Annotated in this window: 29 protein-coding genes and 1 tRNA gene; 20 read left to right on the forward strand and 10 right to left on the reverse strand. The window is 59.8% G+C overall.

Translation table 11 applies throughout. The annotated features are described in order from the left end of the window. Window positions 1–77: 77 nt before the first annotated feature. The gene (locus KGB27_RS15290; RefSeq protein WP_223555170.1) at window positions 78–551 is read right to left on the reverse strand and encodes a WbuC family cupin fold metalloprotein; all 474 of its coding nucleotides are present in this window, start codon (window positions 549–551) and stop codon (window positions 78–80) included. A gap of 4 nt (window positions 552–555) precedes the next feature. Further along, window positions 556–1,113 (reverse strand): hypoxanthine-guanine phosphoribosyltransferase, encoded by a 558-nt coding sequence (locus KGB27_RS15295; RefSeq protein WP_090180149.1) that lies wholly within the window; start codon window positions 1,111–1,113, stop codon window positions 556–558. Between the two features lie 163 nt (window positions 1,114–1,276). On the opposite strand from KGB27_RS15295, the gene upp reads away from it, so the two are divergent. Then, the gene (gene upp, locus KGB27_RS15300) at window positions 1,277–1,915 is read left to right on the forward strand and encodes a uracil phosphoribosyltransferase (protein WP_008025893.1); all 639 of its coding nucleotides are present in this window, start codon (window positions 1,277–1,279) and stop codon (window positions 1,913–1,915) included. 2 nt (window positions 1,916–1,917) lie between these two features. Next, window positions 1,918–3,192: a uracil-xanthine permease family protein gene (locus tag KGB27_RS15305; RefSeq protein ID WP_008025891.1), complete on the forward strand. Its 1,275-nt coding sequence runs from the start codon at window positions 1,918–1,920 to the stop codon at window positions 3,190–3,192. Window positions 3,193–3,300: 108 nt separating this feature from the next. Here KGB27_RS15305 and hemH read toward each other — a convergent pair whose 3' ends face one another. Both hemH and KGB27_RS15315 read right to left on the reverse strand, forming a co-directional pair. Continuing rightward, on the reverse strand, window positions 3,301–4,323 hold the full coding sequence (gene hemH, locus KGB27_RS15310; protein ID WP_192419187.1) for a ferrochelatase: 1,023 nt from the start codon (window positions 4,321–4,323) through the stop codon (window positions 3,301–3,303). A 13-nt stretch (window positions 4,324–4,336) separates the two neighbouring features. Then, a complete protein-coding gene (locus KGB27_RS15315; RefSeq protein ID WP_223555171.1) occupies window positions 4,337–5,239 on the reverse strand; it encodes a TIGR01777 family oxidoreductase in 903 nt (300 codons plus the stop codon). Between the two features lie 196 nt (window positions 5,240–5,435). On the opposite strand from KGB27_RS15315, the gene KGB27_RS15320 reads away from it, so the two are divergent. The 12 genes from KGB27_RS15320 to KGB27_RS15375 all read left to right on the forward strand — a co-directional run bounded on the left by KGB27_RS15320 (window position 5,436) and on the right by KGB27_RS15375 (window position 15,572). Beyond that, window positions 5,436–6,422 (forward strand): NAD(P)/FAD-dependent oxidoreductase, encoded by a 987-nt coding sequence (locus KGB27_RS15320; protein WP_008037229.1) that lies wholly within the window; start codon window positions 5,436–5,438, stop codon window positions 6,420–6,422. Then, window positions 6,419–6,634 carry a TIGR02450 family Trp-rich protein gene (locus tag KGB27_RS15325; protein WP_223555173.1) on the forward strand — a complete coding sequence of 72 codons (216 nt, stop codon included), beginning with the start codon at window positions 6,419–6,421 and terminating at the stop codon, window positions 6,632–6,634. The genes KGB27_RS15320 and KGB27_RS15325 overlap by 4 nt, the downstream gene beginning before the upstream one ends. 204 nt (window positions 6,635–6,838) lie before the next feature. Beyond that, window positions 6,839–7,798, forward strand: a complete 960-nt coding sequence (locus KGB27_RS15330) for a YbgA family protein (protein ID WP_223436757.1) — start codon at window positions 6,839–6,841, stop codon at window positions 7,796–7,798. Next, window positions 7,798–8,739: a MerR family transcriptional regulator gene (locus tag KGB27_RS15335; protein ID WP_223555176.1), complete on the forward strand. Its 942-nt coding sequence runs from the start codon at window positions 7,798–7,800 to the stop codon at window positions 8,737–8,739. The genes KGB27_RS15330 and KGB27_RS15335 overlap by 1 nt, the downstream gene beginning before the upstream one ends. 21 nt (window positions 8,740–8,760) lie before the next feature. Continuing rightward, window positions 8,761–10,206: a deoxyribodipyrimidine photo-lyase gene (gene phrB, locus KGB27_RS15340; RefSeq protein WP_223555197.1), complete on the forward strand. Its 1,446-nt coding sequence runs from the start codon at window positions 8,761–8,763 to the stop codon at window positions 10,204–10,206. Beyond that, entirely contained in the window at window positions 10,199–10,621 is a 423-nt protein-coding gene (locus KGB27_RS15345; protein ID WP_223555178.1) for a nuclear transport factor 2 family protein, read from the forward strand. The genes phrB and KGB27_RS15345 overlap by 8 nt, the downstream gene beginning before the upstream one ends. Then, entirely contained in the window at window positions 10,618–11,400 is a 783-nt protein-coding gene (locus KGB27_RS15350; RefSeq protein WP_192228947.1) for an SDR family NAD(P)-dependent oxidoreductase, read from the forward strand. Before KGB27_RS15345 ends, KGB27_RS15350 begins: the two co-directional genes overlap by 4 nt. Further along, entirely contained in the window at window positions 11,397–12,644 is a 1,248-nt protein-coding gene (locus tag KGB27_RS15355; RefSeq protein WP_223555180.1) for an NAD(P)/FAD-dependent oxidoreductase, read from the forward strand. Before KGB27_RS15350 ends, KGB27_RS15355 begins: the two co-directional genes overlap by 4 nt. After that, window positions 12,641–13,456, forward strand: coding sequence for a DUF1365 domain-containing protein (locus tag KGB27_RS15360; RefSeq protein ID WP_223436747.1), 816 nt, complete (start codon window positions 12,641–12,643; stop codon window positions 13,454–13,456). The genes KGB27_RS15355 and KGB27_RS15360 overlap by 4 nt, the downstream gene beginning before the upstream one ends. Then, window positions 13,443–14,714: an SAM-dependent methyltransferase gene (locus KGB27_RS15365; RefSeq protein WP_008025867.1), complete on the forward strand. Its 1,272-nt coding sequence runs from the start codon at window positions 13,443–13,445 to the stop codon at window positions 14,712–14,714. The genes KGB27_RS15360 and KGB27_RS15365 overlap by 14 nt, the downstream gene beginning before the upstream one ends. Continuing rightward, window positions 14,707–15,213: a DUF2878 domain-containing protein gene (locus KGB27_RS15370; protein WP_008037214.1), complete on the forward strand. Its 507-nt coding sequence runs from the start codon at window positions 14,707–14,709 to the stop codon at window positions 15,211–15,213. The genes KGB27_RS15365 and KGB27_RS15370 overlap by 8 nt, the downstream gene beginning before the upstream one ends. 53 nt (window positions 15,214–15,266) lie before the next feature. Further along, window positions 15,267–15,572: a YkgJ family cysteine cluster protein gene (locus KGB27_RS15375; RefSeq protein WP_008025864.1), complete on the forward strand. Its 306-nt coding sequence runs from the start codon at window positions 15,267–15,269 to the stop codon at window positions 15,570–15,572. Between the two features lie 121 nt (window positions 15,573–15,693). Here the strand turns inward: KGB27_RS15375 and KGB27_RS15380 are convergent, their stop codons facing one another. From KGB27_RS15380 to hemA, 6 genes are all read right to left on the reverse strand, one after another. Next, window positions 15,694–16,212, reverse strand: coding sequence for an acyloxyacyl hydrolase (locus KGB27_RS15380; protein ID WP_192419158.1), 519 nt, complete (start codon window positions 16,210–16,212; stop codon window positions 15,694–15,696). Between the two features lie 104 nt (window positions 16,213–16,316). Further along, entirely contained in the window at window positions 16,317–17,108 is a 792-nt protein-coding gene (murI, locus tag KGB27_RS15385) for a glutamate racemase (protein ID WP_008025861.1), read from the reverse strand. Further along, window positions 17,101–17,856, reverse strand: a complete 756-nt coding sequence (locus KGB27_RS15390) for a molybdopterin-synthase adenylyltransferase MoeB (RefSeq protein ID WP_008025859.1) — start codon at window positions 17,854–17,856, stop codon at window positions 17,101–17,103. The genes murI and KGB27_RS15390 overlap by 8 nt, the downstream gene beginning before the upstream one ends. Beyond that, window positions 17,850–18,680, reverse strand: coding sequence for a peptide chain release factor N(5)-glutamine methyltransferase (gene prmC / locus KGB27_RS15395; protein ID WP_008037210.1), 831 nt, complete (start codon window positions 18,678–18,680; stop codon window positions 17,850–17,852). Before prmC ends, KGB27_RS15390 begins: the two co-directional genes overlap by 7 nt. Beyond that, a complete protein-coding gene (gene prfA / locus KGB27_RS15400; RefSeq protein ID WP_008025856.1) occupies window positions 18,681–19,763 on the reverse strand; it encodes a peptide chain release factor 1 in 1,083 nt (360 codons plus the stop codon). After that, on the reverse strand, window positions 19,760–21,049 hold the full coding sequence (hemA, locus tag KGB27_RS15405) for a glutamyl-tRNA reductase (protein WP_008025854.1): 1,290 nt from the start codon (window positions 21,047–21,049) through the stop codon (window positions 19,760–19,762). The genes prfA and hemA overlap by 4 nt, the downstream gene beginning before the upstream one ends. Before the next feature lie 361 nt (window positions 21,050–21,410). Here hemA and KGB27_RS15410 point away from each other — a divergent pair, with 361 nt between their 5' ends. From KGB27_RS15410 to KGB27_RS15435, 6 genes are all read left to right on the forward strand, one after another. After that, window positions 21,411–23,135: a tetratricopeptide repeat protein gene (locus KGB27_RS15410; protein ID WP_008025853.1), complete on the forward strand. Its 1,725-nt coding sequence runs from the start codon at window positions 21,411–21,413 to the stop codon at window positions 23,133–23,135. Window positions 23,136–23,139: 4 nt separating this feature from the next. Next, on the forward strand, window positions 23,140–23,757 hold the full coding sequence (lolB, locus tag KGB27_RS15415) for a lipoprotein insertase outer membrane protein LolB (RefSeq protein ID WP_008025852.1): 618 nt from the start codon (window positions 23,140–23,142) through the stop codon (window positions 23,755–23,757). 2 nt (window positions 23,758–23,759) lie between these two features. Then, window positions 23,760–24,611, forward strand: a complete 852-nt coding sequence (gene ispE, locus KGB27_RS15420; RefSeq protein ID WP_032828609.1) for a 4-(cytidine 5'-diphospho)-2-C-methyl-D-erythritol kinase — start codon at window positions 23,760–23,762, stop codon at window positions 24,609–24,611. Window positions 24,612–24,647: 36 nt separating this feature from the next. Then, a tRNA-Gln gene (locus tag KGB27_RS15425) sits at window positions 24,648–24,722 on the forward strand. Window positions 24,723–24,767: 45 nt separating this feature from the next. Then, complete coding sequence (locus tag KGB27_RS15430; RefSeq protein ID WP_003208392.1) at window positions 24,768–25,709, forward strand: ribose-phosphate pyrophosphokinase; 942 nt, start codon at window positions 24,768–24,770, stop codon at window positions 25,707–25,709. 141 nt (window positions 25,710–25,850) lie between these two features. After that, entirely contained in the window at window positions 25,851–26,450 is a 600-nt protein-coding gene (locus KGB27_RS15435; RefSeq protein WP_008025849.1) for a 50S ribosomal protein L25/general stress protein Ctc, read from the forward strand. Window positions 26,451–26,551 lie beyond the last annotated feature (101 nt).

Below are 26,551 nucleotides of genomic sequence, written 5' to 3' on the forward strand. Positions count from 1 at the left end.
GGCGGTGTGTCAGTCGATAACTAAGGGACTGACACACCGCCTTCGCGGGCAAGCCACGCTCCTACAAGGGCCGGGTATCAATCGAACTGCGCGCGCATCCAGGCCTGATACTCGGCCACGCCCGGCTCGCCTTCACGCGGCGCCCAATCAGCCAGTTCACCTTCGCCCACAGGACGATAAGGACCGGCCTTGCACTCGAACATCAGGCTGTCGGCTTCCAGCACCACCAGGCCATGAAACACACCGGTTGGCAGGTCCACGCCGACGCAGTCGCCAGCGGCCTGCAGCACTTGCTTGCGCACCACCGTGCCGGACTCGTCGAAGATCAACACGCCAAGCCGTCCCTTGAGGACCAGCAAGGTTTCAGCCTTGTTCTCCCCCAGATGCCGATGAGGCGGGATGTACGTGCCCGGCTGCAAACCCACCGCCATGCGATGGCAAGCGTCTTCCATCTGATGAAAGTTGTGGTGCTGGCGTCCACGCGGATTGGCCGCTGCTTTCTCGGCCAACTCAGTGAACAGGGTTTGATCAAGAAAGCTCGGCGCGGCCATGTGCTTACATCCCTTTAACGGCAAAAATCCCGTTGGCGTTACGCCAGTAGCCTTTGTAGTCCATGCCGTAACCGAAGATGTAGCGGTCGATGCACGGCAAACCGACGAAATCGGCTTTCAGGTCCGGACGAGCCTTGCGGTCGTGGTCCTTGTCGATCAGCACGGCGGTGTGCACTTTGCGCGCGCCGGCGTGTTTGCAGAAGTCGATGATCGCGCCCAGGGTGTGACCTTCGTCGAGGATGTCGTCGATGATCAGCACGTCACGGTCGATAAACGACACTTCAGGCTTGGCTTTCCAGAACAGGTCGCCGCCGCTGGTTTCGTTGCGATAACGGGTGGCGTGCAGGTAGGACGCTTCCAGCGGGAATTGCAGATGGGTGAGCAGCTTGCCGGCGAAGATCAGGCCACCGTTCATCACGCAGAACACCACCGGGTTGCTGTCCGCCAGTTCTTCATTGATATGTGCACCAACGCGGGCGATGGCCGCCTCGACTTCAGCTTCGGTGTACAGGCAGTCAGCCTCTCGCATGATTTGACGGATATGCTCGAGATCAGCGGACATGGCGCTCTCCAAGGGGTGGCATTCAGGAAAAGCGGGCAAAGGTACGCATCCCGCACGGCCAGATCAAGCGTTTGTGGACTAACGTACTCTATTGTCTATAGGACAACACCCTCGGATAGATTAATCTAGGCCGGTTTTTTTGCCCGCCGCCGGAGCCTTTCCCATGCCCATCCTCGAGATCCGCCATCCGCTGATCCGTCACAAACTCGGCCTGATGCGCCGCGCAGACATCAGCACCAAGAATTTCCGCGAGCTCGCTCAGGAAGTCGGTGCCCTTTTGACCTATGAAGCCACCAAAGACCTGCCGCTGGAATCCTACGACATCGAAGGCTGGTGCGGCACCGTGTCGGTCGAGAAAATCGCCGGCAAGAAAATTACCGTGGTGCCGATCCTGCGCGCCGGCATCGGCATGCTCGAAGGCGTGCTGAGCCTGATCCCGGGCGCCAAAGTCAGCGCCGTGGGCGTGGCCCGCAACGAACAAACGCTGCAAGCCCACACGTATCTGGAAAAACTGGTTCCGGAAATCAACGAACGCCTGGCAATGATCATCGACCCGATGCTCGCCACCGGCAGTTCCATGGTTGCCACCATCGACCTGCTGAAAAAAGCCGGTTGCCGCGACATCCGCGCCATGGTGCTGGTCGCCGCGCCGGAAGGCATCGCCGCTGTGGAGAAGGCTCACCCGGACGTGACCATCTACACCGCTTCCATTGACGAGAAACTCAACGAACACGGTTACATCATCCCGGGCCTGGGCGATGCCGGCGACAAGATCTTCGGCACCAAGCAGAAGGACGCTTGAGCATGCAGCAAGAGTTCAACGATCCGCTCTGGCGCACGGTGCTGTCGGGTGCGCAGATGCTGTTCGTGGCCTTTGGCGCGCTGGTATTGATGCCGCTGATTACCGGCCTCGACCCGAACGTGGCGCTGTTCACCGCCGGTTTGGGGACGATTCTGTTCCAGATCGTCACCGGGCGTCAGGTGCCGGTGTTCCTGGCGTCGAGCTTCGCCTTCATCACCCCGATCATTCTCGCCAAAGGCCAGTTCGGCCTCGCGGCGACCATGGGCGGTGTGATGGCGGCGGGTTTTGTCTACACCTTCCTCGGCCTCGCCGTGAAGATCAAAGGCACCGGTTTCATCGACCGTTTGCTGCCACCGGTGGTGATTGGTCCGGTGATCATTTCCATCGGCCTGGCCATGGCGCCAATCGCCGCCAACATGGCGATGGGCAAGGCTGGCGACGGCTCCGAGCTGATTCATTACCAGACAGCCATGCTGATCTCGATGCCCGCGCTGCTGACCACGCTGATCGTCGCGGTGTTCGGCAAAGGCATTTTCCGCCTGGTACCGATCATCTCCGGCGTGCTGGTCGGTTTTGCGATGGCGTTCTATTTCGGCGTGGTTGATACCGCGAAGATTGCCGCTGCACCCTGGTTCGCGATCCCGAACTTTACTGCGCCGGAATTCAACTGGCAGGCGATTCTGTTCATCGTTCCGGTGGCATTGGCCCCGGCCATCGAACATATCGGCGGCGTGATCGCCGTGGGCAGCGTGACCGGCCGTGACTACCTGAAGAAGCCAGGCCTGCACCGCACGCTGCTTGGCGACGGCATTGCCACCACCGCTGCCGGCCTGTTCGGCGGCCCGCCCAACACCACGTACGCCGAAGTGACCGGCGCGGTGATGCTGACCAAGAACTACAACCCGAAAATCATGACCTGGGCGGCGATCTTCGCCATCAGCCTGGCGTTCATCGGCAAGTTCGGCGCGTTGCTGCAAAGCATTCCGGTGCCGGTGATGGGCGGGATTCTGTGCCTGTTGTTCGGTTCGATTGCGGCGGTGGGGATGAACACGCTGATTCGCCACAAGATCGACCTGGGCGAGGCGCGCAACCTGGTGATCGTTTCGGTAACGCTGGTGTTCGGGATTGGCGGCGTGCTGGTCGGCACCGGCACCGGCCCGGACGACTTCGGCCTCAAAGGCATCGCGCTGTGCGCGGTGGTGGCGATTGCGCTGAACCTGTTGCTGCCGGGGAATGACAGCTGGAAGCACAAGAAGGCGGATGAGCCTTTGTTGTAAACCGTAGATTTTTGTCGCGGTTCAGGACGCTATCGCCGGCAAGCCGGCTCCTACACAGGTCGCGTGATCAACACGAATCCTGTAGGAGCCGGCTTGCCGGCGATGCTTTTAAAGCGCCAGCGGCGCTCTTTCGCACAATGCGTTCAACGCCTTCGCCCACTGCGGATCATCGTTGAGGCACGGCACCAGCACCAACTCCTCCCCCCCCGCTTCGCGGAACTGTTCTTTCCCGCGATCACCGATTTCTTCCAGCGTCTCGATGCAATCGGCAACGAACGCCGGGCACATCACCAGCACCTTCCTGACGCCCATTCCCGCCAACTCATCCAGGCGCGCTTCGGTGTAGGGTTCGATCCATTTCGCCCGCCCCAGCCGCGACTGAAACGACACCGACCATTTGCCGTCCGGCAGGCCCATGCGTTTGGCAAATTCCTTTGCGGTGCGCAGGCACTGGCCGCGGTAACAGGTCGCGACGACTTCCGGTGGCGCACCGGCGCAGCAATCGCCGCCACCTTCGAAACTGTGCCCCGGATTGAGCTTCTTCAGATGCCGCTCCGGCAAGCCATGGAAGCTCAGCAACAGATGATCGAAATCCTGCTCCAGATGCGGTTTGGCGCTGGCCACCAGGGCATCGATGTATTCCGGCTGATCGTAGAACGGCTCGAGTATCGAGAACTGCACATTGAGTTTGTGCTCGCTCACCACCCGCTTGGCTTCCTCGATCACCGTGGTCACGGTGCTGTCGGCGAACTGCGGATAAAGCGGCGCGAGGGTAATTCGCTTGTGGCCCTGGGCGGCGAGTTGCAGCAGTTTCGACTCAATCGACGGCTCGCCATAACGCATCGCCAGCTCCACCGGCCCGTGGCTCCACTGTGCACTCATGGCCTGTTGCAAGCGGCGGCTGAGCACCACCAGTGGCGAGCCCTCCTCCCACCAGATCGAGGCGTAGGCATGGGCCGACTGCTCCGGGCGTCTGATCAGAATCAGCGAGACCAGCAAACGGCGCACCGGCCATGGCAGGTCGATCACATACGGGTCCATCAGAAATTGATTGAGGTAGCTGCGCACATCCGCCACCGAGGTGGAGGCAGGTGAACCCAGGTTGACCAGAAGCAACGCGTGATCGGTCATGCAACGTCCTATTTCAGAGGCGGCTGGACAAGTCGTCCAGAGCCGCACGCAGGTCAGTGAACTGGAAGGTGAAGCCCGCTTCCAGCAAGCGCGCCGGGACAGCCTTCTGGCCACCCAGCAACAGCAATGACAACTCGCCCAGGCCCACCTTCAAGGCCAGGGCCGGCATGGGCATGAACGCCGGGCGATGCAGCACGCTGCCCAGCGTCTTGGCAAATTCGCGATTGCGCACCGGTTTGGGCGCGCAGGCATTATAAGGACCGCTGGCGTTTTTCTGATGCAGAAGAAAATCAATCAGGGCGATTTGATCATTGATATGGATCCACGGCATCCACTGCCGACCAGTGCCCAAAGGCCCGCCCAGCCCCAGTTTGAACGGCAGCAACAGCCGCGACAAAAAGCCGCCCTCGGCCGACAGCACCAAGCCGGTGCGAACGAAGATCACGCGAATGCCCAAGGCTTCGGCACGCTGAGCGGTTTCTTCCCAGGCAATGCACAACTGACTGGCAAAATCATCGATCACCGGAGGGGAATGTTCAGTCAACTCCCGTTCGCCCCCGTCGCCATACCAGCCAATGGCAGAGCCCGAAATCAACACCTGCGGTTTCTGCTCGCGGCTTTCGAGCCACGCCAGCAAGGTTTCCGTCAGGGTGATGCGGCTGCTCCAAAGCAAGGCTTTACGTCGGTGAGTCCAGAGCCGGTCGGCAATCGGCGCACCCGCGAGGTTGATAATCGCATCCACCGGTTCCTGACCGAGGTCCTCGAGTCGGGCCACCGCGCGCACCTGGGCGCCACAGACTTTCGCGACTTTGGCCGGTGTCCGGCTCCAGACGGTCAGACGATGTCCCTGACTCAACCAGTGGCGGCAGAGCTGACGTCCTATCAAACCAGTACCGCCGGTCAGCAATATGTGCATGACTTCTTCCTCGCGTGGCGTTTTACCCTGATCACTAGTCTATTTTTATAAGCAGGGATCTTTGATATCGGGCAGGGTCTGTGTTTAACAATAGGCCAAGCTGTCAGAACGAGAACGCTAAAAGTTATACCGAAAAACAATATTGTACAGGTTTCAACCACGGCGTAGTCTGTACAGAAAGGTAAACGAGGCCCCTATGACTGTACCTATCGCAATCATCGGCACCGGCATTGCCGGACTCTCAGCCGCCCAGGCCCTTACGGACGCAGGGCATGTCGTTCAACTTTTCGATAAAAGCCGCGGCAGTGGCGGGCGCATGTCGAGCAAGCGCAGCGATGCGGGTGCGCTGGACATGGGCGCGCAATATTTCACTGCACGTGATCGCCGCTTTGTCACTGAAGTCCAGCGTTGGCAAGCCAAAGGCTGGGTCGCCGAATGGGCGCCGCAGCTTTATACCTACCACGGTGGCCAGCTCAACCTGTCGCCGGACGAGCAGACGCGCTGGGTCGGCACGCCACGCATGAGCGCCATCACCCGTGGCCTGATTGGCGATCTGGAAGTGCATTTTGCCTGCCGCATTACCGAGGTCTATCGCGGTGAAGAACACTGGCATCTGCAGGATGCCGAAGGGTTCACTCATGGCCCGTTCAGTCACGTGATCGTCGCCACGCCAGCACCGCAAGCGACCGCCTTGCTGGCCTCCGCGCCGAAACTCGCAGGCGCCGCCGCCGGGGTCAAAATGGACCCGACCTGGGCCGTCGCACTGGCCTTCGATACTCCGCTGGATACACCCATGGAAGGCTGCTTCGTGCAGGACAGCCCACTCGACTGGCTGGCGCGCAACCGCAGCAAACCGGGGCGCGACAACACCAAGGACACCTGGGTATTGCACGCGACCAGCACCTGGAGCCGGCAACATATCGACCTGTCCAAGGAAGCCGTGATCGAGCAACTGCACGGCGCGTTCGCCGAACTGCTCCACAGCGCCATGCCTGCGCCGAGCTTCAGCCTCGCGCACCGCTGGCTCTACGCCCGTCCCGCCAGCAGCCATGAATGGGGCACGCTGGCCGATGCCGACCTGGGTCTTTACGCGTGTGGCGACTGGTGCCTGTCCGGTCGTGTCGAAGGTGCCTGGCTCAGCGGTCAGGAAGCCGCCCGCCGCCTGCACGAACACCTGCAGTGAACCGCATCAACCCGAGCAAATTGCTGCTGTCGAAATGGACAGCAGCCCACCCGCAAAACCGCGAAAAACATTTTCTGGTCATCGAGCTGTTCCGCGACGAGGAAGGCACGGTGCTGGACGTCGAATTGCAGGCAGTGCTGACCAAGCGCAATCAACGCCTGAGCTGGCAAACCCTGAAAAACAGCGACGCCTGGTTACTGGGCTGGAACTAGATCCCTGTAGGAGCCAGCTTGCTGGCGATCCAAACGCCGCGATCATTCAGGAATACCGCGTCATCGTTGATCGCCGGCAAGCCGGCGCCTACAACACGCCAAATACTTATACAAACAATTTGACTTGTACACCTTTGAATCTATGATGAAACACATGTTGTACAGAAATTAAATCCTGTACAGGTTTGGATTCGAGGTGCTCCGATGCCCCACGCCAGCGCGAAACCGAAAATCGCCATCAGCGCCTGCCTGATGGGCGCCGAGGTGCGTTTCAATGGCGGGCACAAGGAATCGCGGCTGTGCAGCCGCACCCTCACCGAGTATTTCGATTTCGTCCCGGTGTGCCCGGAAGTCGCCATCGGCCTGGGCATTCCTCGCCAGCCCATTCGACTGGTCGGTGACGCTGAACGCCCCGAAGCCATCGGCACTGTTCACCCCGAACTGAATGTCACCCGGCCGCTGGCCGATTACGCCCGGAAGATGGCCGCCGAGCTGGACGATGTCTGCGGCTACATCTTCATGCAGAAATCCCCGTCGTGTGGACTGGATAGGGTCAAGGTCTACCACGCCAACGGTGCACCGGTAGACGGCGGTGGCCGTGGTATCTATGCCCAGGCTTTCTGTGCGCTGCACCCGGACCTGCCGGTGGAAGAAGACGGCCGGCTCAACGACCCGGTGCTGCGGGAAAACTTTCTCACCCGCGTGTTCGCCTACAGCGCCTGGCAACAGTTGCTGCAAGCAGGCCTGACTCGTCGCGGCTTGACCGAATTTCACTCGCGCTACAAATACCTGCTGATGGCCCACAACCCGGTGCAGTACAAAACCCTGGGCAATCTGCTGGGCAACATGGGCCAGATCGACCCGAAAGAACTCGGCCCACGTTATTTCAGCGAACTGATGGCGGCCTTGAAAAAGTGCGCCACGCGCCGCACCCACACCAACGTCCTGCAACACATCAGTGGTTACCTCAAGCAGGTCATCACCGCTGAAGACAAACAGGAAGTGCAACACGTCATCGGCCAGTACCGCCACGGCATCGTGCCGTTGGTGGTGCCGCTGACGCTGCTCAAGCATCACTTTCGCCAACACCCGGATCCGTACATTGCGCAACAGGTTTACCTGCAACCGCACCCGGAAAACCTCAGCCTGCGAAACGCGATCTGATGAAAATCCCACTCGACACCAGTGCCCGCGAAGACCTCGGCGCCGACTTCAAGAAAGCCCTCGATGAAGGCTGGCTGCCAATTCGTGAAGTGGCCCGGCAGACCGGCGTCAACGCCGTCACCTTGCGCGCCTGGGAACGGCGTTACGGTTTGATCGTGCCGCAACGCACGCCCAAAGGGCATCGGCTGTTCAGCGCCGAACACGTACAACGCATCCTGACAATCCTCACCTGGCTCAATCGCGGCGTGGCCGTCAGCCAGGTCAAGCAACTGCTCGACACCCCGCAAGCCTTTGGCGAATCGGTCGAAAACGATTGGAAGGTGCTGTGCAACACGCTGCTGCAAGCAGTCACTCGGCTCAACGAACGCACCCTCGATGACACCGTCAACCAGGCGATCGCGTTGTACCCGCCGCGGACTTTGTGCGAACAACTGTTGATGCCGTTGCTGGCCGAACTTGAACAACGCTGGCAAGGCCAGTTTGGCTCGCAGATGGAGCGAGTGTTTTTTCACTCCTGGTTACGCAGCAAATTCGGCGCGCGCATCTACCATAACAACCGTCAACTGCGCACCGCACCGCTGCTGTTGATCAATCACTCCGACCTGCCGCTGGAACCGCATCTGTGGCTCACCGCGTGGTTGATCAGCAGCGCCGATTGCCCGGTGGAAGTGTTCGACTGGCCGTTGCCGGCGGGTGAGCTCGCACTGGCGGTCGATCACCTGCAAGCCCGTGGCGTACTGCTGTATTGCAGCAAAGCCATGAACCTTGCGCAGCTACCGAAACTTTTCAACGGTGTCAGTTGCCCAAAAATGATTGCCGGACCAACGGTATGCATCCACCACGCCGAGTTGTCCGTAAAAACCACAGAGATTGCTGAATTGTTCCTGGCCGAAGATCCGTTATCGGCGCATCAGGACCTGGTACAGCGCGGGCTTATTTAAATGAATCGTACGGACACCACCATGCAATTGATCTGGCTGCGCAGCGACTTGCGTCTACATGACAACACAGCTCTCTCGGCCGCCGCTTCCCGGGGACCAAGCGTGGCGGTGTACCTGTTGAGCCCGGAACAATGGCGCGAGCATGACGACGCGCCGTGCAAAGTGGATTTCTGGCTGCGCAACCTCCGTGAACTGAGCCACGCACTCGGCGAGTTGAACATCCCGTTGCTGATTCGCACGGCCTCTCGCTGGGATGAAGCGCCGAAGGTTCTGCTCGACCTGTGCCAGCAATTGAAGATCGACGCGGTGCACGTCAACGAGGAATACGGCATTCACGAAAGCCGTCGTGATGCGGCGGTGGCCGACGCACTGAAAACCAAAGGCGTCGACTTTTATAGCTACCTCGATCAGTTGCTGTTCAGCCCCGGCACCGTGCTGACCAAGACCGGCACCGATTTCCAGGTCTTCAGTCAGTTCCGCAAAGTCTGCTACGACCGTCTGCACCATTCATTGCCGAGTCTCGTCAGGGCGCCAGCGGTGCAAACGAAGCTGAACATCAACAGCGATGAAATCCCTTCAAGCGTTGCAGGCTTCGACACGCCCAGCGACACCTTGCGCGCGCTCTGGCCCGCCGGTGAAGCCGAAGCCCGACGCCGTCTGGACACCTTCGCCGATGCGCAGATCGACTACTACAAAAGTGAGCGTGACTTCCCGGCCAAACCCGGCACCAGTCAGCTCTCGGCTTACCTGGCGGCCGGCGTCATTTCCCCGCGCCAGTGCTTGCATGCCGCCCTGCAAAGCAATCAGGGCGAGTTCGAAAGCGGCAAAGTCGGCGCCGTCACCTGGATCAACGAATTGCTGTGGCGCGAGTTCTACAAACACATTCTGGTGGGCTACCCGCGCGTCTCCCGTCACCGCGCCTTCCGCCCGGAAACCGAAGCCCTGGCCTGGCGCGATTCCCCCGACGAACTGGCAGCCTGGCAAGAAGCGCGAACCGGTCTGCCGATCATCGACGCGGCGATGCGCCAACTGCTTGAAACCGGCTGGATGCACAACCGTTTGCGCATGGTGGTGGCGATGTTCCTCACCAAAAACCTGCTGATCGACTGGCGTGAAGGCGAACGTTTTTTCATGCGGCACCTGATCGATGGCGATCTCGCGGCGAATAACGGTGGCTGGCAATGGAGCTCATCCACCGGCACCGATTCGGCGCCCTATTTCCGGATTTTCAACCCGCTCAGCCAATCGGAAAAATTCGACAGCGAAGGCCTGTTCATCAAGCACTGGTTGCCGGAGCTGGCCGGGCTGAACAAGAAAGACGTGCACAACCCGGCGAACCTCGGCGGGTTGTTTGGCGTGGCAGGTTATCCGTCGCCGATCGTCAATCTAAGTACATCCCGTACACGCGCGCTGACGGCGTTCAAAAACCTGCCGTCGCGACAGAACGCGGGAGGCGGTTATGAGTGATTTCCTGCGCCGCTTCGCCTGGCAGTTTGCCGAGCTGAACAAAGACAACCTGCAGCGCCTGAATGAGCTGTACGCCGACGACGTGCACTTCACCGATCCGCTGCACGAAGTACAGGGCCTCGCGCATTTGCGCAGTTATTTCAGCGAGCTCTACGCCAACGTCAGCGAGCTGCGTTTCGATTTTCACGGCTTCGACCAGATCGGCGACGGCGAAGGTTATCTGCGCTGGGTCATGAGCTACCGCCATCCACACCTGGCCGGCGGGCGCTTGATTCGGGTGGACGGCTGCTCGCACCTGCTCTGGCGTGACAAGGTTTATCGCCACCGGGATTACTTCGATGCCGGGGCGCTGCTTTACGAACATGTACCCGTATTGGGCCGGGCAATTGCCTGGTTGAAAAGGAGAATGGGATGAGCCTTACACCTCCACGACGATATTGGCTGACTGGCGCCAGCAGTGGCATTGGCGCCGCGCTGGCCGAGGAGATTCTGAAAACCGGCGCCCATCTGGCGGTCAGTTCACGTTCGCTGGCGCCGATGAAAGTCTTGTCGCAACGCTATCCCGGGCAAGTGCTGGTGGTGGCGGGTGACCTGACCAACAGCCAGACCGTACGCGAAATCGGCGAGCAGATCGCGCAAGACTGGGGCTCGCTGGATACGGTGATTCTCAATGCTGGCACCTGCGAATACGTCGACGTTCAGCAGTTCGATTCGTCGCTCGTCGAGCACGTGGTGCGCACCAATCTGCTGGCCAGCAGTTACTGCATCGAAGCCGCCCTACCGCTGTTGCGCAAAGGCCTTGCGCCGCATCTGGTGGGCGTCGCCAGTTCGGTGACTTACCTGCCGCTGCCACGGGCGGAGGCGTATGGCGCGTCGAAGGCCGGGCTGCGTTATCTGTTCGAATCGTTGCGCATTGACCTGGCGCCCGAAGGCATCGAAGTCACCGTAGTCAGCCCGGGGTTCGTCGAGACTCCGCTGACGGCGAAGAACGATTTCCCGATGCCGCTCAGTTGGCCGGTGGGCAAAGCGGCGCGGCACATCTTCGAAAAACTGAAGCATCGGCCACTGGAGATCGCGTTCCCGGCGCTGTTCATGGCGGCGCTCTGGCCACTGTCGAAAATGCCCAACCGGGTGAAGCTCGCCATCGGCAAACGCATGGTCCGCAGCAGTCCGCCGATCAAGGACGTGCCGTGAACATCGCCATCATCGGCAGCGGCATCTCGGGGCTGACCAGTGCTTACCTGCTGAATCGCCGCCACGAGATCACCCTGTTCGAGGCCGATGACCGGGTCGGCGGCCACACCCACACCGTGGACGTGAAGGTCGATGGCGAGCGTCATGCCGTGGACACCGGCTTCATCGTGTTCAACGACTGGACCTACCCGAACTTCATTCGCTTGCTGGGTCAGATCGGCGTGGGTTTCAAAGCGACCGAGATGAGTTTTTCGGTCACCGATCCGGACAGCGGCCTGGAGTACAACGGCAACAACCTCAACAGCCTGTTCGCCCAGCGCCGCAACCTGCTGTCGCCGGGGTTCTGGGGCATGCTGCGCGACATTGTGCGCTTCAACAAACGCGCCCGGCTCGACCTGTCCGAGGGCCGGATCGCGGCGCACACCACGCTCGACGAATACCTCAAGGCCGGCGGTTACGGCGAGCGGTTCATCCTGCATTACATCGTGCCGATGGGCGCGGCGATCTGGTCGATGCCGATGGCCGAAATGCTGAATTTTCCGCTGCAATTCTTTGTGCGGTTTTTCAAGAATCACGGTTTGCTGTCGGTCAACAATCGCCCGCAATGGCGTGTGATCGAGGGCGGATCGAGTGCTTACATCGCACCGTTGACCGCAACCTTTAACCGGAAGATCCGCCTCAACTGCCCCGTGATGCAGGTCGAGCGCGATGCCGATGGCGTCGTGATCCACAGCCGCGCCGGCAGCGAACGCTTCGACAAAGTGGTGTTCGCCTGCCACAGCGATCAGGCGCTGAAACTGCTGGCCAAACCGAGCGATGCCGAACAGTCGATCCTCGGTGCCCTGCCCTACGCCGACAACGAAGTGGTGCTGCACACCGACACGCGCCTGCTGCCGTCGCGCACACTCGCCCGGGCCAGCTGGAATTACCGCCTCGGTGGCGCCGGCCATACGCTGGCTGCGGTCACCTACGACATGAACATCCTGCAAGGCATCCAGAGCGACACCACGTTTTGCGTCAGCCTCAACCAGAGCGCCGGCATCAGCCCGGCCATGGTGCTCGGCCGATTCACCTACGCCCATCCTCAATACAGCCTGGCGGCGGTGGCGGCGCAGGAGCGCTGGGAAGAATTGAACGGCGCGCAACACAGCTTTTATTGCGGCGCCTACTGGGCAAACGGTTTCCATGAAGATGGCGTGGTCAGCGCGTTGCGCGTGGCCCGCTCGTTCGGGGAAGTGCTGTGAACAGCGCGCTCTACAGCGGCTGGATCGCCCATCGGCGGTTTGCCCCAAGGCGCCATGAATTCCGTTACCGGATCGGCCTGCTGTACCTCGATCTCGATGAACAGGACGCCGTACTCGGGTTATCGCCGCTGTCGGGCAACCGCCGTTTCTCGCCGTTTTCGTTTCGCGAAAGCGACTACCTCAAAGCCTTCACCGGCAATGGCATGCGCCTGATCGATGCGGTGCGCGAACAGGTCCGCCAGGCCATTGGTCATGCGCCACAAGGTTCGGTCTGCCTGCTGACCCAGCCTCGCAGTTGGGGCCTGGCGTTCAACCCGGTGAGCTTTTTTTATTGTTACGAAGCCGACGGCCAACTGGCGGCAATCGTTGCCGAAGTCACCAATACCCCGTGGCGCGAGCGTTATCACTACGTGTTGCCGGCCAGGACACCGGATGACCTGCGCGATTTCCATCAGCATTTCGCCGTGGCCAAGGCCTTTCATGTGTCGCCGTTTCTGCCACGCGATCTCGAACACCGTATGAGCTTCAGCCCGGTCGCGAAAAAACTCGGCGTGCACATGGCCGACTGGCAGGGCGAACTGAAGCTGTTCGACGCCACGCTCAACCTGAAACGCGAAGCCCTGAGTCGCGCCAGCCTGCACCGGTACCTGCGGCGCTTTCCGTGGATGACCGCAAAAACCTGCCTGGCGATTTATTGGCAAGCCCTGCGCCTGCTGTTCAAACGCGCGCCGATATTTGCTCATCAAGCTGCCGACGGCAGCTTTCAAACCGCCACCGTTCCGCCCAAGGATCGCCGCCATGAAATCCTCTAGCGTCTCGGCCAAAGCCACTCTACTCAGCACTAACGGCTTGACCGGGACGTTGCTGCGTCGCGGTGTGCTGCGGCAACTGGCGCACCTCAAGCACGGACAACTGGTGGTGATCGAGGATGGCGAGCGGCAGGTGTTCGGCACCGCTGGCAGTCATTTGCAGGGGGAAATCCACATCCTCGACGCAGCGGCGTGGGGGTTGGTGGCGAGTAACGGTTCGATCGGCGCGGGCGAGGCATTTATCCACGGTTACTGGAGCTCGCCGGACCTGACGGCGGTGGTTCGCGTGTTCGTCAGTAACCTTGAAGTACTTGATTCGCTGGAAGGTGGCCTGGCGAAACTCGGCCGGCCCTTCGTTCAAGGCCTGCACTGGCTCAATCGCAATACACGCAAGGGTTCGCAGAAAAACATCGCTGCTCACTATGACCTGGGCAACGACCTGTTCGAACAGTTTCTAGACCCGACCATGATGTATTCGGCCGCACAATTTCTAAGTCCCGAGGACAGTCTGGAACAGGCGCAGCTGAACAAACTGGAGCGGATCTGCCAGAAACTCGACCTCAAACCCAGCGATCACCTGCTGGAAATCGGCACCGGTTGGGGCAGCATGGCGCTGTACGCGGCGCAGAATTATGGCTGCAAAGTCACCACCACCACGCTGTCCAGGGAGCAGTACGCGTTTACCGCGCAACGGATCGAAACCCTCGGGTTGCAAGATCAGGTCACGTTGTTGCTCAAGGATTACCGCGACCTCACCGGGCAGTACGACAAGCTGGTGTCGATCGAGATGATCGAAGCCGTGGGCCATCGCTTTCTGCCGACCTACTTCAAGCAGTGCGCGCACTTGCTCAAGAGCAATGGTTTGATGCTGTTGCAGGCGATCACCATCCGCGAACAGCGCTACGAGCAGGCCAAGGGCAGTGTCGATTTCATTCAGCGCTACATCTTCCCCGGCGGCGCCCTGCCCTGCGTGCAGAAAATGCTCGAGATCGTCAGCCGCGACACCGACATGAACCTGCTGCACATGGAGGATTTCGGCCTGCACTACGCGCGAACCTTGCGCCTGTGGCATGAGAATTTTCGCCGCGCCCAAGGCCGCCTGAGCGAATTGGGCTACGACGATTATTTCCTGCGGCTGTGGGAGTTTTACCTGTGCTACTGCGAAGGTGGTTTCCTGGAGCGCACCATCGGCACCGCACAGTTGCTGCTGGCCAAACCTTCGGCGATCACCGCGCCGCTGCTCGGCCGTTTTGATGCTTGAACGCCTGGCCAACGCCGTGCTGTTCCAGCTCGGCTGGCTTGCCTGCGTGATCGGCGGCAACAGTCTGTGGTTATTGGTGGCGCTGGGCGCTTTGGTGATTCATCTGCTGTGGATAAGTCGTTGGGCGGACGAAGGCCGGCTGATTCTCAGCGTTGTGCTGCTGGGCACGACCGTCGACAGCTCATTGCGCTGGCTGGGGGTGTTCGAGTTCAACGATGTCGCACCGCTGATTCCCCTATGGCTGATGCTGTTGTGGGCGTTGCTGGCCACGACGTTGCGCCATTGCCTGCAATGGAGCGCAACGCCCTGGTGGCTGGGCTGCTTGCTGGGCGCCGTGGGTGGGCCGTTGTCGTATTACGCGGGAGGACAACTGGCCGGGGTGCAATTCCCTTACGGCCAATTACCGACGCTGATCGGCATCGGATTACTCTGGGCGCTGCTGTTTCCCACGCTGCATTTCATGGCCCGGCGCCTGGCGTCGTCCGACACCCACGACTGAGCGTCCGTCCGGCCTTTCACACAGCACCGACCGACTGACTTACACTGCGTGCCATGAAAACCATTCCCCACACGCAAATCACCGAGCCTGCGGTCACGTGCTCGACCTGCGCGGCCTGCTGCTGCCAGCTCGAAGTGATGCTGATCACCGACACGGGCGTGCCCGAACGTTTTATCGATACCGATGATTGGGGCGGGGAAGTCATGCTGCGCCTGGACGACGGCTGGTGCGCTGCGCTGGATCGCAACACGATGATGTGCACGATCTACGAAAAACGCCCGCTGATCTGCCGGGAGTTCGAGATGGGCGCACCGGAGTGCATCGAAGAGCGCCAGGGGATTAGCACAGCGTATCGATGATCTTGAAAACACCCCGCTCCCTGTAGGAGCCGGCTTGCCGGCGATGGTGTGTCAGTCGACATCACCGTAGCTGACCCACCATCGCTGGCAAGCCAGCTCCTACAAGGGACCGCTTTTAGTCTTACAACGGCATCGTGTAGTGCAGCGCGTAACTTTCTACACCATCGTTCGGGCTGCTGAGCCCCGCATTGGAATAGTGCGTCGCACGAATCCCGACTTCATGCCCGCCCGCAAAACGCAGACCGAAGCCAAAACGGTCTTCGAACTGAAAGGCGCTGCCCAGTTCGTTGCCTTCAAGTTCGGTATTCGAGAACGCCGCCACGCCAACCCCGAGCTCTAGATAAGGTTTGACGTTCTGACCGGCAAACTCATAAACAAACACCGGCGAGAAAGACAGGCTGTGGTTGCTGGAAGTCTTGTCGCCTTCCCAATAGGTGTAGGCACCACTCCAGTAACCGGTCAAACGACCGACGTCACTTTGCAACCAGCTCTTGTCCCAATCGAATTGCATGCCCAATCGATAGGTCATGGTCGAATCGCTGGTCTGGCCGACCCCGAACTCCACACCTGCCGCCTGTGCGGTAAAACTTTGCCCCATCAATGCGGCCGCAATCGCGGCCAAGCAGAATAGTCGCTTCATAGAAACATCCTTTTCCGTACGATTTCGTATGGTTTTTTTGTTGCTTACCGCAATAGAAGCCGACGTTTAATCAGAAGTTCACCCCAATTACCCGTTTCCCCAAACTACCTATTGAAGCTTTGCACAACGCCAGCGGTATTCCACAGTATCGGCAAGATATTTCTGAAATGTTCCGGATCGGCACTCGTCCAGAATTGCGCTGCGCGAGCTGGACCTTCAGCCAGCAATTCACGCTCGGCCAACAGCCGCTGAAGTTGTCGCGCGACGGCGGCGCCGGTATCGATCAGGCTGATGTCCTCGGGGATCATCTGCTTAAGCAACGGCTTTAGGAAGGGGTAATGCGTGCAGCCGAGAATTATCGTGTCGCAGCCTGCGGCGAGCAGCGGCCCGACATAGCGGGCCAGCAACTCACGCAGGGCGGGACTGTGCAGATCGCCGTTTTCAATCAGCTCCACAAGCCCTGGGCACGGCTGAGTGATCACCTGCACATCGGTGGCGAAACGGTCGAGCAACGCAGCGAACTTGGCGCTCTGCAAGGTGCCGGTGGTGGCGAGGACACCGACCACGCCGCTGCGGGTCGCGGCGGCGGCCGGTTTGACCGCAGGCTCCATGCCGACGATGGGCCACTCGGGGAAGTCGCGCCGCAAATCGGCAACACCGGCCACCGTCGCCGTGTTGCAGGCCAGCACCAGGGCCTTGGCGCCTTGCTGCTGAAAAAATTCGGCCATCACGCTGCAACGATGGCGAATGAATTCCGGGGTTTTCTCGCCGTAAGGAATATTGCCGCAATCGGCGACGTACAGCAGAGACTCGTTGGGCAGCAAACGCTGGACCTCGGCCAGCACCGACAGCCCACCGACCCCGGAGTCGAACACGCCAATGGGCGCTTCACGCATGTTTCGGCCCACAGACGCTGCAGCCCGGATCACGCTTGACGCGCAATTCACGGAAGCGCGAACCCAAGGCATCGATCAACAACAGGCGCCCTACCAGCGGTTCGCCGAAACCGGCCAACAGTTTCATGGCTTCCAGCGCCTGAAGGCTGCCGACCAGTCCCACCAAAGGACCGACGACGCCCGCTTCACTGCACGTCAATTCAGCTTCGCTGCCGTGCCCGTATAAACAGTGGTAGCACGGACTGTCCGGACGGCGCGGGTCGAACACCGACAATTGCCCTTCAAGACGAATCGCCGCGCCGCTGACCAACGGCTTGCCAGCCGCCACGCACGCAGCGTTGACCGCTTCGCGGGTGGAAAAATTGTCGGAACAGTCGAGGACCAGGTCCACTGTGGCCACCACAGCGGCCAGGGAATCTTCGTCCAGCGCGGCACGATGGGCGACCAGCTTGATCTCGGGGTTGATCGCGCTCAGGCGGCGGATCGCCGAATCGACCTTGGTCTGGCCGACGCTGTCGGTGTCGTGAATGATCTGGCGTTGCAGGTTGGTCAGGTCGACGGTGTCGAAGTCCGCCAGATGCAGCTCGCCGACGCCCGCGGCGGCGAGGTACAACGCAACCGGCGAACCGAGGCCGCCGAGACCGATGATCAACACGCGGCTTTCTTTCAATCGCAACTGGCCGTCGATGTCGACGTGCTGCAACAGAATCTGCCGACTGTAGCGCAACAATTCCTGATCATTCAGCACGGCAGGCGCCCCAGGCTGATCCGTTGGTGACCGCCCAGATCGGTGCGGCTGTGGACTTCTTCAAAGCCGCGAGTCTGCAACAAATCGCGCACGGCTTCGGCTTGATCATAACCGTGTTCGAGCATCAGCCAGCCGCCCGCCTCCAGATAATCCGGGGCCTGGGCGACGATCAAACGCAGATCGTCGAGCCCGTCGACTCCAGCCACCAAGGCACTGGCCGGTTCGAAGCGCACATCGCCTTCCACCAGATGCGGATCGGCGGATGCAATGTACGGCGGGTTGCTGATGATCAGTTGAAAACGCTGACCTTCCAGGGCGCTGAACCAATGACTGCTCAGCACGGTGGCGTTGTTCAGGTGCAAACGCTGACGATTGCGCTCGGCCAAAGCCACGGCTTCGAGTACACGATCCACAGCGGTGACGCTCCACGCCGGACGCTCGCTGGCCAGGGCCAACGCAATGGCGCCGCTGCCGGTGCCGAGATCGAGGACCTTCGCGGGCGTGGCGGGCAACAATTCCAGCGCGGCTTCCACCAGCAATTCGGTGTCCGGGCGCGGGATCAAGGTGTGCGGTGCAACTTCCAGATCCAGCTTCCAGAAACCTTGCTGGCCCAGAATGTAAGCCACCGGCTCACCGCCACGACGGCGTTGCAGGTACTCGGCAAACTTCAGCGCGGCGTCGCTCGGAACGATGCGCTCCGGCCAGGTGTGCAGAAAACTGCGGGACTTGCCCAACGCCGCCGCCAGCAGCAATTCGGCATCAAGACGCGCCGTCGGCGAGTCGGGTAAATCAGCGGCGCGCAACAAACTGGCAATGATCGTCATTTAGTCACCTATCGCTGCCAATTGGTCGGCCTGGTATTCGGCCAGCAACGGTTCGATCACCGCATCGACACCGCCCGCGAGAATTTCGTCGAGGGAATACAGCGTCAGGTTGACCCGGTGGTCGGTGACCCGGCCCTGGGCAAAGTTATAGGTGCGGATGCGCTCGGAGCGATCACCCGAACCGACCAGCAACTTACGCTCGCTGGCGATGGCATTCGCCGCTGCGCTGGTCTGCTGATCATTGAGCTTGGCCGACAGCCAGGACATCGCCCGGGCGCGGTTCTTGTGCTGGGAACGTTCTTCCTGGCACTCGACGACGATACCGGACGGCAAGTGCGTGATGCGGATCGCCGAGTCCGTCTTGTTGACGTGCTGGCCACCGGCACCGGAAGAACGGTAGGTATCGATCCGCAGGTCCGCCGGATTGATCTCGATCGCTTCCTGCTCATCCGGCTCGGGCAATACCGCCACGGTGCACGCCGAAGTGTGGATACGCCCTTGGGATTCAGTGGCCGGAACCCGTTGCACGCGGTGCGCGCCGGATTCGAATTTCAGCTTGCCGTAGACGTTGTCGCCTTCGACGCGGGCGATGACTTCTTTATAGCCGCCATGCTCGCCCTCGTTTTCCGAGAGGATTTCCACACGCCAGCCGCGACGCTCGGCGTAACGCGAATACATGCGGAACAGGTCGCCGGAGAAGATCGCCGCCTCGTCACCGCCAGTGCCGGCGCGGATTTCAAGGAACACGTTGCGCCCGTCGTTCGGGTCCTTGGGCAGCAGCATGCGTTGCAGGCTGGCTTCGATCTCGATCAATTGCTCTTTGGCTTCGCGGACTTCTTCCACGGCCATTTCACGCATGTCCGGGTCGTTGTCCTTGAGCAGTGCCTGGGCGCCTTCGAGGTCGCTCTGTACTTTGAGCAACTGTTTATAGGCGTCGACAATCGGCTCGACTTCCGCGTATTCCTTGGAATAGGCGCGGAATTTGGTCTGGTCGGAAATGACCTCGCCGTCGCCAAGCAAGGCGGTCAATTCCTCGAAACGGTCCTGGAGGATGTCCAGCTTATTGAGCAGTGACGCTTTCATTGCGGTTTTTTATCCGAAAAGCTATCCGATGAGCCCTCACCGAGGGCAAAGAGTTCCTGGGCCATGGCCAGTGCGTCGAGGCGACCTTCGGCTGAGAGCTTTTTCAACTGCACGCTCGGGGCGTGCAAGAGTTTGTTGGTCAAGCCACGCGCCAGTTGCACCAGCACGTCTTCGGCGCTGCTGCCGTTGGCCAGCATGCGTTGGGCCTTCTGCAATTCTTCGTCACGCAGGCGCTCGCTTTGTTGGCGATAGGCCTTGAGTACATCCACCGCTGCCAGTTCGCGCAGACGGATCATGAAATCTTCGGCGCCGACCGAAACCATCTCTTCCGCCGCTTGCGCAGCGCCTTGACGGCTCTTGAGGTTTTCGGCGACCACTTCGTGGAGATCGTCGACGCTATAAAGGTAAACGTCGTCCAACTCGCCGACTTCAGGCTCGATATCGCGCGGGACGGCGATGTCCACCATGAAGATCGGTTTGTGCTTGCGCAGTTTCAAGGCACTTTCCACCGCACCTTTACCGAGGATCGGCAACTGGCTGGCGGTGGAACTGATGACGATGTCGCTGCGCACCAGTTCGGCCGGAATGTCCGAGAGCAACACGGCATGGGCGCCAAACTGCTCGGCCAGAATGCTTGCGCGCTCCAGGGTGCGGTTGGCGACGACGATGCGTTTTACCCCCAGCTCGTGCAGATGGCGGGCGACCAGGGTGATGGTCTCGCCGGCGCCGATCAGCAAGGCCTGGCTGCGTTGCAGGTCGCTGAAAATCTGTTTCGCCAGGCTGACTGCGGCAAACGCCACGGACACCGGATTCTCGCCGATGGCGGTGTCGGTGCGCACTTGTTTGGCCGCATTGAACGTGGCCTGGAACAAACGCCCGAGCAGCGGACCGATGGTGCCGGCCTCGCGGGCCACGGCGTAGCAGGATTTCATCTGGCCGAGGATCTGCGGTTCGCCCAGCACCAGCGAATCGAGCCCGGAGGCGACCCGCATCATGTGACGAACTGCCGCATCATCTTCGTGCACATAAGCGCTCGCGCGCAGCTCGTCGAGGCTCAGATGGTGATAATCGGCCAGCCAGCGCAGCACGATGTCCGCCGAAAGGTGATCCTGTTCTATATAGAGTTCACTGCGATTGCAGGTGGAGAGGATCGCAGCTTCGCGGCTGTCGGTGAGTCGGCAGAGCTGCTGCAAGGCCTCCACCAGCTGCTCAGGGGTAAAGGCCACGCGCTCGCGGACGTCTACTGAAGCAGTCTTGTGGTTAATACCGAGTGCAAGGAAGGCCATTCAAGGTCGCTGATGGTGACGTGAAGCCGGCAATTGTCCTACTTCGACAGATTCAGAACAACTACTCGATCTCTATTGACCTGGTAGCCGATGCCCGGCTTTGCGAGCAGTTCTCGTTTACACAAGTTTTGATCCACGCACCACCCTGTAGGAGCCGGCTTGCCGGCGATGGTCGTGAATGATGACGCATTTATTCTGGAAAAGACGCGACACCTGCAAGTCCATCGCCGGCAAGCCGGCTCCTACAGGGGAGGTGTCCGACACGTTCCGTACGTGCAAGGGTAAATTGCCCGGCCGGTTATGTTTGGCCGAAGGCTTGTGTCATGATGATCTGACCGCAGGTTAGTCGTCCTCTTCCTATATGAATAGATCTTCCGCGTTGCTCCTCGCTTTTGTCTTCCTCAGCGGCTGCCAGGCCTTGGCACCCGTTTCGTCGGACGGTACGTCGCCGGTCGAAGACAGCACTCCGGCCCCTGAAAAGCCCAAGGTCTACAGCTCGTTCAGCGAAGAAACCATCTTCAGCCTGTTGAGCGCCGAACTGGCTGGCCAACGCAATCGTTTCGACATTGCGCTGGACAACTACGTGACCCAGGCCATCAACACCCAGGATCCGGGCATCTCCGAACGGGCGTTTCGCATCGCCGAGTACCTGGGCGCCGATCAGGCTGCCCTGGACACTGCGCTGATCTGGGCGAAAAACGCACCGGACGACCTCGAGGCGCAACGGGCCGCGGCCGTGCAACTGGCGCGCGCCGGGCGTTATGACGACTCCATGGCCTATATGGAGAAAGTCCTTCAAGGCAAGGGCGACACACATTTCGACTTCCTTGCGCTGTCCGCCGCGGATACCGATCAGGAAACCCGCAACGGCCTGATGAAAAGTTTTGACCGTTTGTTGCAGCGTCATCCCAACAACAGCCAGCTGATTTTCGGCAAGGCCTTGTTGATGCAACAGGACGGCGACAGCAAAGGCGCACTGACACTGCTGGAAGACAACCCGCCGGATGACGGCGAAATAGCCCCGATTCTGCTGCGCGCACGCCTGCTGCAAACGCTCAATCGTGGTGATGAAGCGTTGCCGCTGCTGCAAAAAAGCATCAAGAAATACCCGGACGACAAACGCCTGCGCCTGACGTATGCCCGCATGCTGGTAGAACAGGACCGGATGGACGACGCCAAAGTCGAGTTTTCGAGCCTGGTTCAGCAGTACCCCGAAGACGACGAATTGCGTTACTCCCTGGCGCTGGTGTGCCTGGAAGCCAAGGCCTGGGACGAGGCCAAGGGCTACCTGGAAGACCTGATCGCCCGTGAAAGCCATGTCGACTCGGCACACCTGAACCTCGGCCGTATCGCTGAAGAGCGCAACGATCCCCAGGGCGCCCTGATCGAATACGCCAAGGTCGGCCCGGGCAACGACTACCTGCCGGCACAGTTGCGTCAGGCCGATATCCTGATGAACAACGGCAAGACCGCCGAAGCGCAAAGCCGCCTGGCGGCCGAGCGTGACGAACAACCCGATTACGCGATTCAGCTGTATCTGATCGAAGCCGAAACCCTGTCCGCCAATAAACAGGGGGACAAGGCCTGGAATGTTCTGCATAAAGCCTTGCAGCAATACCCGGACGATCTGAATCTGCTGTACACCCGGGCCATGCAGGCGGAAAAACGCAATGACCTGGCGCAGATGGAAAAAGACCTGCGGCTGATCATCAAGCGCGACCCGGACAACGCCATGGCACTGAACGCCCTCGGCTACACCTTGTCCGACCGCACGACGCGTTATGCCGAAGCCAAGGCCCTGATCGAACAGGCACACCAGATCAATCCGGAAGATCCGGCGGTACTCGACAGCCTCGGCTGGGTGAATTTCCGCATGGGCAATCTCGACGAAGCGGAAAAACTGCTGCGCAAGGCGCTCGATCGCTTTCCCGACCAGGAAGTGGCCGCTCACCTCGGCGAAGTCCTGTGGGCCAATGGCAAACAACGCGAAGCCAAACAAATCTGGGGCAAGTTCCTCAAGGAACAACCCGACAGCCCAATCCTGCGCGGCACCATCAAGCGCCTGACCGGATCAGAGACTCTTTAAGCTTATGTTTTTGCGCCACTTCATCGTTTTCAGTTTCATCGCCCTGCTCGCCGGTTGCGCGGGCTTCGGTGCCCGCGAATCGGTACAGGGTCAGGGCGACGCCGGCCTGTGGCGCGTTCACAAAGAACAACTGACCGGCCTCGACGGCTGGCAGATCAACGGCAAGATCGGCATTCGCGCGCCAAAAGACTCGGGCAGCGGCACGCTGTTCTGGTTGCAGCGCCAGTCCTATTACGACATTCGCCTTTCCGGCCCTCTGGGTCGCGGCGCCGCACGCCTGACCGGACACCCCGGAAAGGTTTCGCTGGAAGTCGCCAATCAGGGGCGCTATGAAGCGCCGACGCCGGAAGTGCTGCTCGAAGAACAGCTCGGCTGGAAGTTGCCGGTGTCCCATCTGGCGTGGTGGGTCCGCGGACTCCCGGCACCGGACAGCAAGAGCCGCCTGACCCTGGACACCGATAGCCGCCTGGCCAATCTGGAACAGGATGGCTGGCAAGTCGAATACCTGAGTTACGCCGAGCAAAACGGCTTTTGGCTGCCCGAGCGGATCAAACTGCATGGCACCGACCTTGATGTCACGCTGGTGATCAAGGAATGGCAACCGCGCAAACTGGGGCAATGAACATGACGACCCCACGCTTGACGCTGCCCTCCCCGGCCAAACTCAATCTGATGCTGCACATCCTCGGTCGCCGTGAAGACGGTTACCACGAGTTGCAGACGATTTTTCAGTTTCTCGACTACGGCGATGAAATCACTTTCGCCGTGCGCGACGACGGCGTGATTCAACTGCACACCGAATTCGACGGCGTACCGCACGACAGCAATCTGATTGTTCGAGCCGCGAAAAAACTTCAGGAGCAATCCGGTTGTTCGCTCGGCATCGACATCTGGATCGAAAAAATCCTGCCCATGGGTGGTGGAATCGGTGGCGGCAGTTCAAATGCCGCGACGACTTTGCTTGGGCTCAATCACCTCTGGCAACTGGGTTGGGATGAGGATCGACTGGCCGCACTGGGCTTGACGCTGGGCGCCGACGTCCCGGTTTTCGTGCGTGGCCACGCGGCTTTCGCCGAGGGCGTGGGAGAGAAACTCACCCCTGTAGACCCCGAAGAACCGTGGTATCTCGTGCTTGTGCCGCAAGTATCTGTAAGTACAGCAGAAATTTTTTCAGATCCGTTGTTGACACGTAACTCTTCTCCCATTAAAGTGCGCCCCGTTCCCAAGGGAAACAGTCGAAATGACTGCTTACCGGTGGTAGCAAGGCGTTATCCAGATGTACGTAACGCATTGAATTTGTTAGGTAATTTTACCGAAGCAAAACTCACCGGAACTGGAAGTTGTGTGTTTGGGGGCTTCCCAAGCAAAGCTGAAGCTGATAAAGTCTCGGCCCTTCTTACAGAGACCCTTACAGGGTTTGTAGCAAAGGGAAGCAACGTTTCGATGTTGCATCGCAAGCTACAAAGTCTGCTCTAAAGGAACCGATTACTGGGTAATCGTTGCAACAGATACAGGGGCGTCGCCAAGCGGTAAGGCAGCAGGTTTTGATCCTGCCATGCGTTGGTTCGAATCCAGCCGCCCCTGCCATTTTCTATACTCATCCAGGTTACCCTCAGCCTCTAGGTACTGCGCGTGTCCAAGATGATGGTCTTTACGGGGAATGCTAACCCCGATCTGGCTCGGCGTGTCGTACGTCAGCTGCATATCCCTCTCGGTGACATCTCTGTCGGTAAGTTTTCCGACGGCGAGATTACAGCCGAGATCAATGAAAACGTCCGCGGTAAAGATGTCTTCATTATTCAGCCGACTTGCGCTCCGACCAACGATAACCTGATGGAACTGGTAGTGATGGCTGATGCCTTCCGCCGCTCCTCGGCTACTCGTATTACTGCTGTTATTCCTTACTTTGGTTATGCCCGTCAGGATCGCCGTCCGCGTTCCGCACGTGTGGCTATCAGCGCGAAAGTCGTTGCTGACATGCTTACCGTAGTCGGCATCGACCGTGTTCTCACGGTTGATCTGCATGCTGACCAAATCCAGGGTTTCTTCGATATTCCGGTAGATAACATCTACGGCTCCCCCGTTCTGGTGGATGACATTGAAGATCAGCGCTTCGAAAACCTGATGATCGTGTCCCCGGACATTGGCGGCGTCGTGCGTGCACGTGCTGTTGCCAAATCCCTGGGCGTGGATCTCGGGATCATCGACAAACGCCGTGAGAAAGCCAATCACTCTGAAGTGATGCATATCATCGGTGATGTCGAAGGGCGTACCTGTATTCTGGTCGATGACATGGTCGATACCGCCGGCACTCTGTGCCACGCGGCAAAGGCTTTGAAAGAGCATGGCGCTGCCAAGGTTTTCGCCTACTGCACACACCCTGTGCTGTCCGGTCGGGCGATCGAAAACATTGAAAATTCCATGCTGGACGAACTGGTGGTGACTAACACCATCCCGTTGTCCGCAGCTGCTCAAGCCTGCTCGCGTATCCGTCAACTGGATATCGCGCCGGTTGTTGCTGAAGCGGTCCGCCGCATCAGCAATGAAGAATCGATCAGCGCGATGTTCCGTTAAGGGCCCTGCCCTTCTCGAACAGCTCGTTGACGAAAAGCGCCCCGCCCCGGCATTCCTGTCGGGGCGGGGCTTTTTTGCCCATATCGCCTTTAGCGCTGGTCGCAAACGCTGGGGCGAATGTGGTTATTTTGGAGATACAACATGAACGATTTTACTCTGAATGCTGAAGTGCGTTCCGACCTGGGGAAAGGTGCGAGCCGCCGCCTGCGTCGTCTCGCAAGCCTGGTACCAGCTGTAGTTTACGGTGGCGAAAAAGCCCCTGAATCCATCAGCATGCTGGCTAAAGAAGTTGCCAAACTGCTCGAAAACGAAGCGGCTTACAGCCACATCATCGAGCTGAACGTTGGTGGCACCAAGCAAAACGTAATCATCAAAGCTCTGCAGCGTCACCCGGCCAAAGGCCACGTGATGCACGCTGACTTCGTACGCGTAGTTGCCGGCCAAAAGCTGACCGCTATCGTTCCAGTGCACTTCATCAACGAAGAAGCACCAGCGAAGAAAGGCGGCGAGATTTCGCACGTTGTTGCTGAAATCGAAGTGACCTGCCTGCCAAAAGACCTGCCTGAATTCATCGAAGTCGACCTGGCTAACGCCGAAATCGGTTCGATCATTCACCTGTCCGACCTCAAAGCCCCTAAAGGCGTTGAGTTTGTTGCTCTGGCACACGGCGATGACAAGGCTGTTGCCAACGTCCACGCTCCACGTGTTGCTCCAGAAGCTGCTGAAGGCGCTGCAGAGTAATTCACTCTGTGATGCCGGAGTGACCCGGTAACATCGCGGACTGGAACGTAGCGAGAAAGCGGGCGAGAACGCGGAGTTTACATAATGGTAAATGAGCACTT

The sequence above is a fragment of the Pseudomonas sp. BF-R-01 genome, assembly GCF_019946615.1.
GTDB classification, from domain to species: domain Bacteria; phylum Pseudomonadota; class Gammaproteobacteria; order Pseudomonadales; family Pseudomonadaceae; genus Aquipseudomonas; species Aquipseudomonas migulae.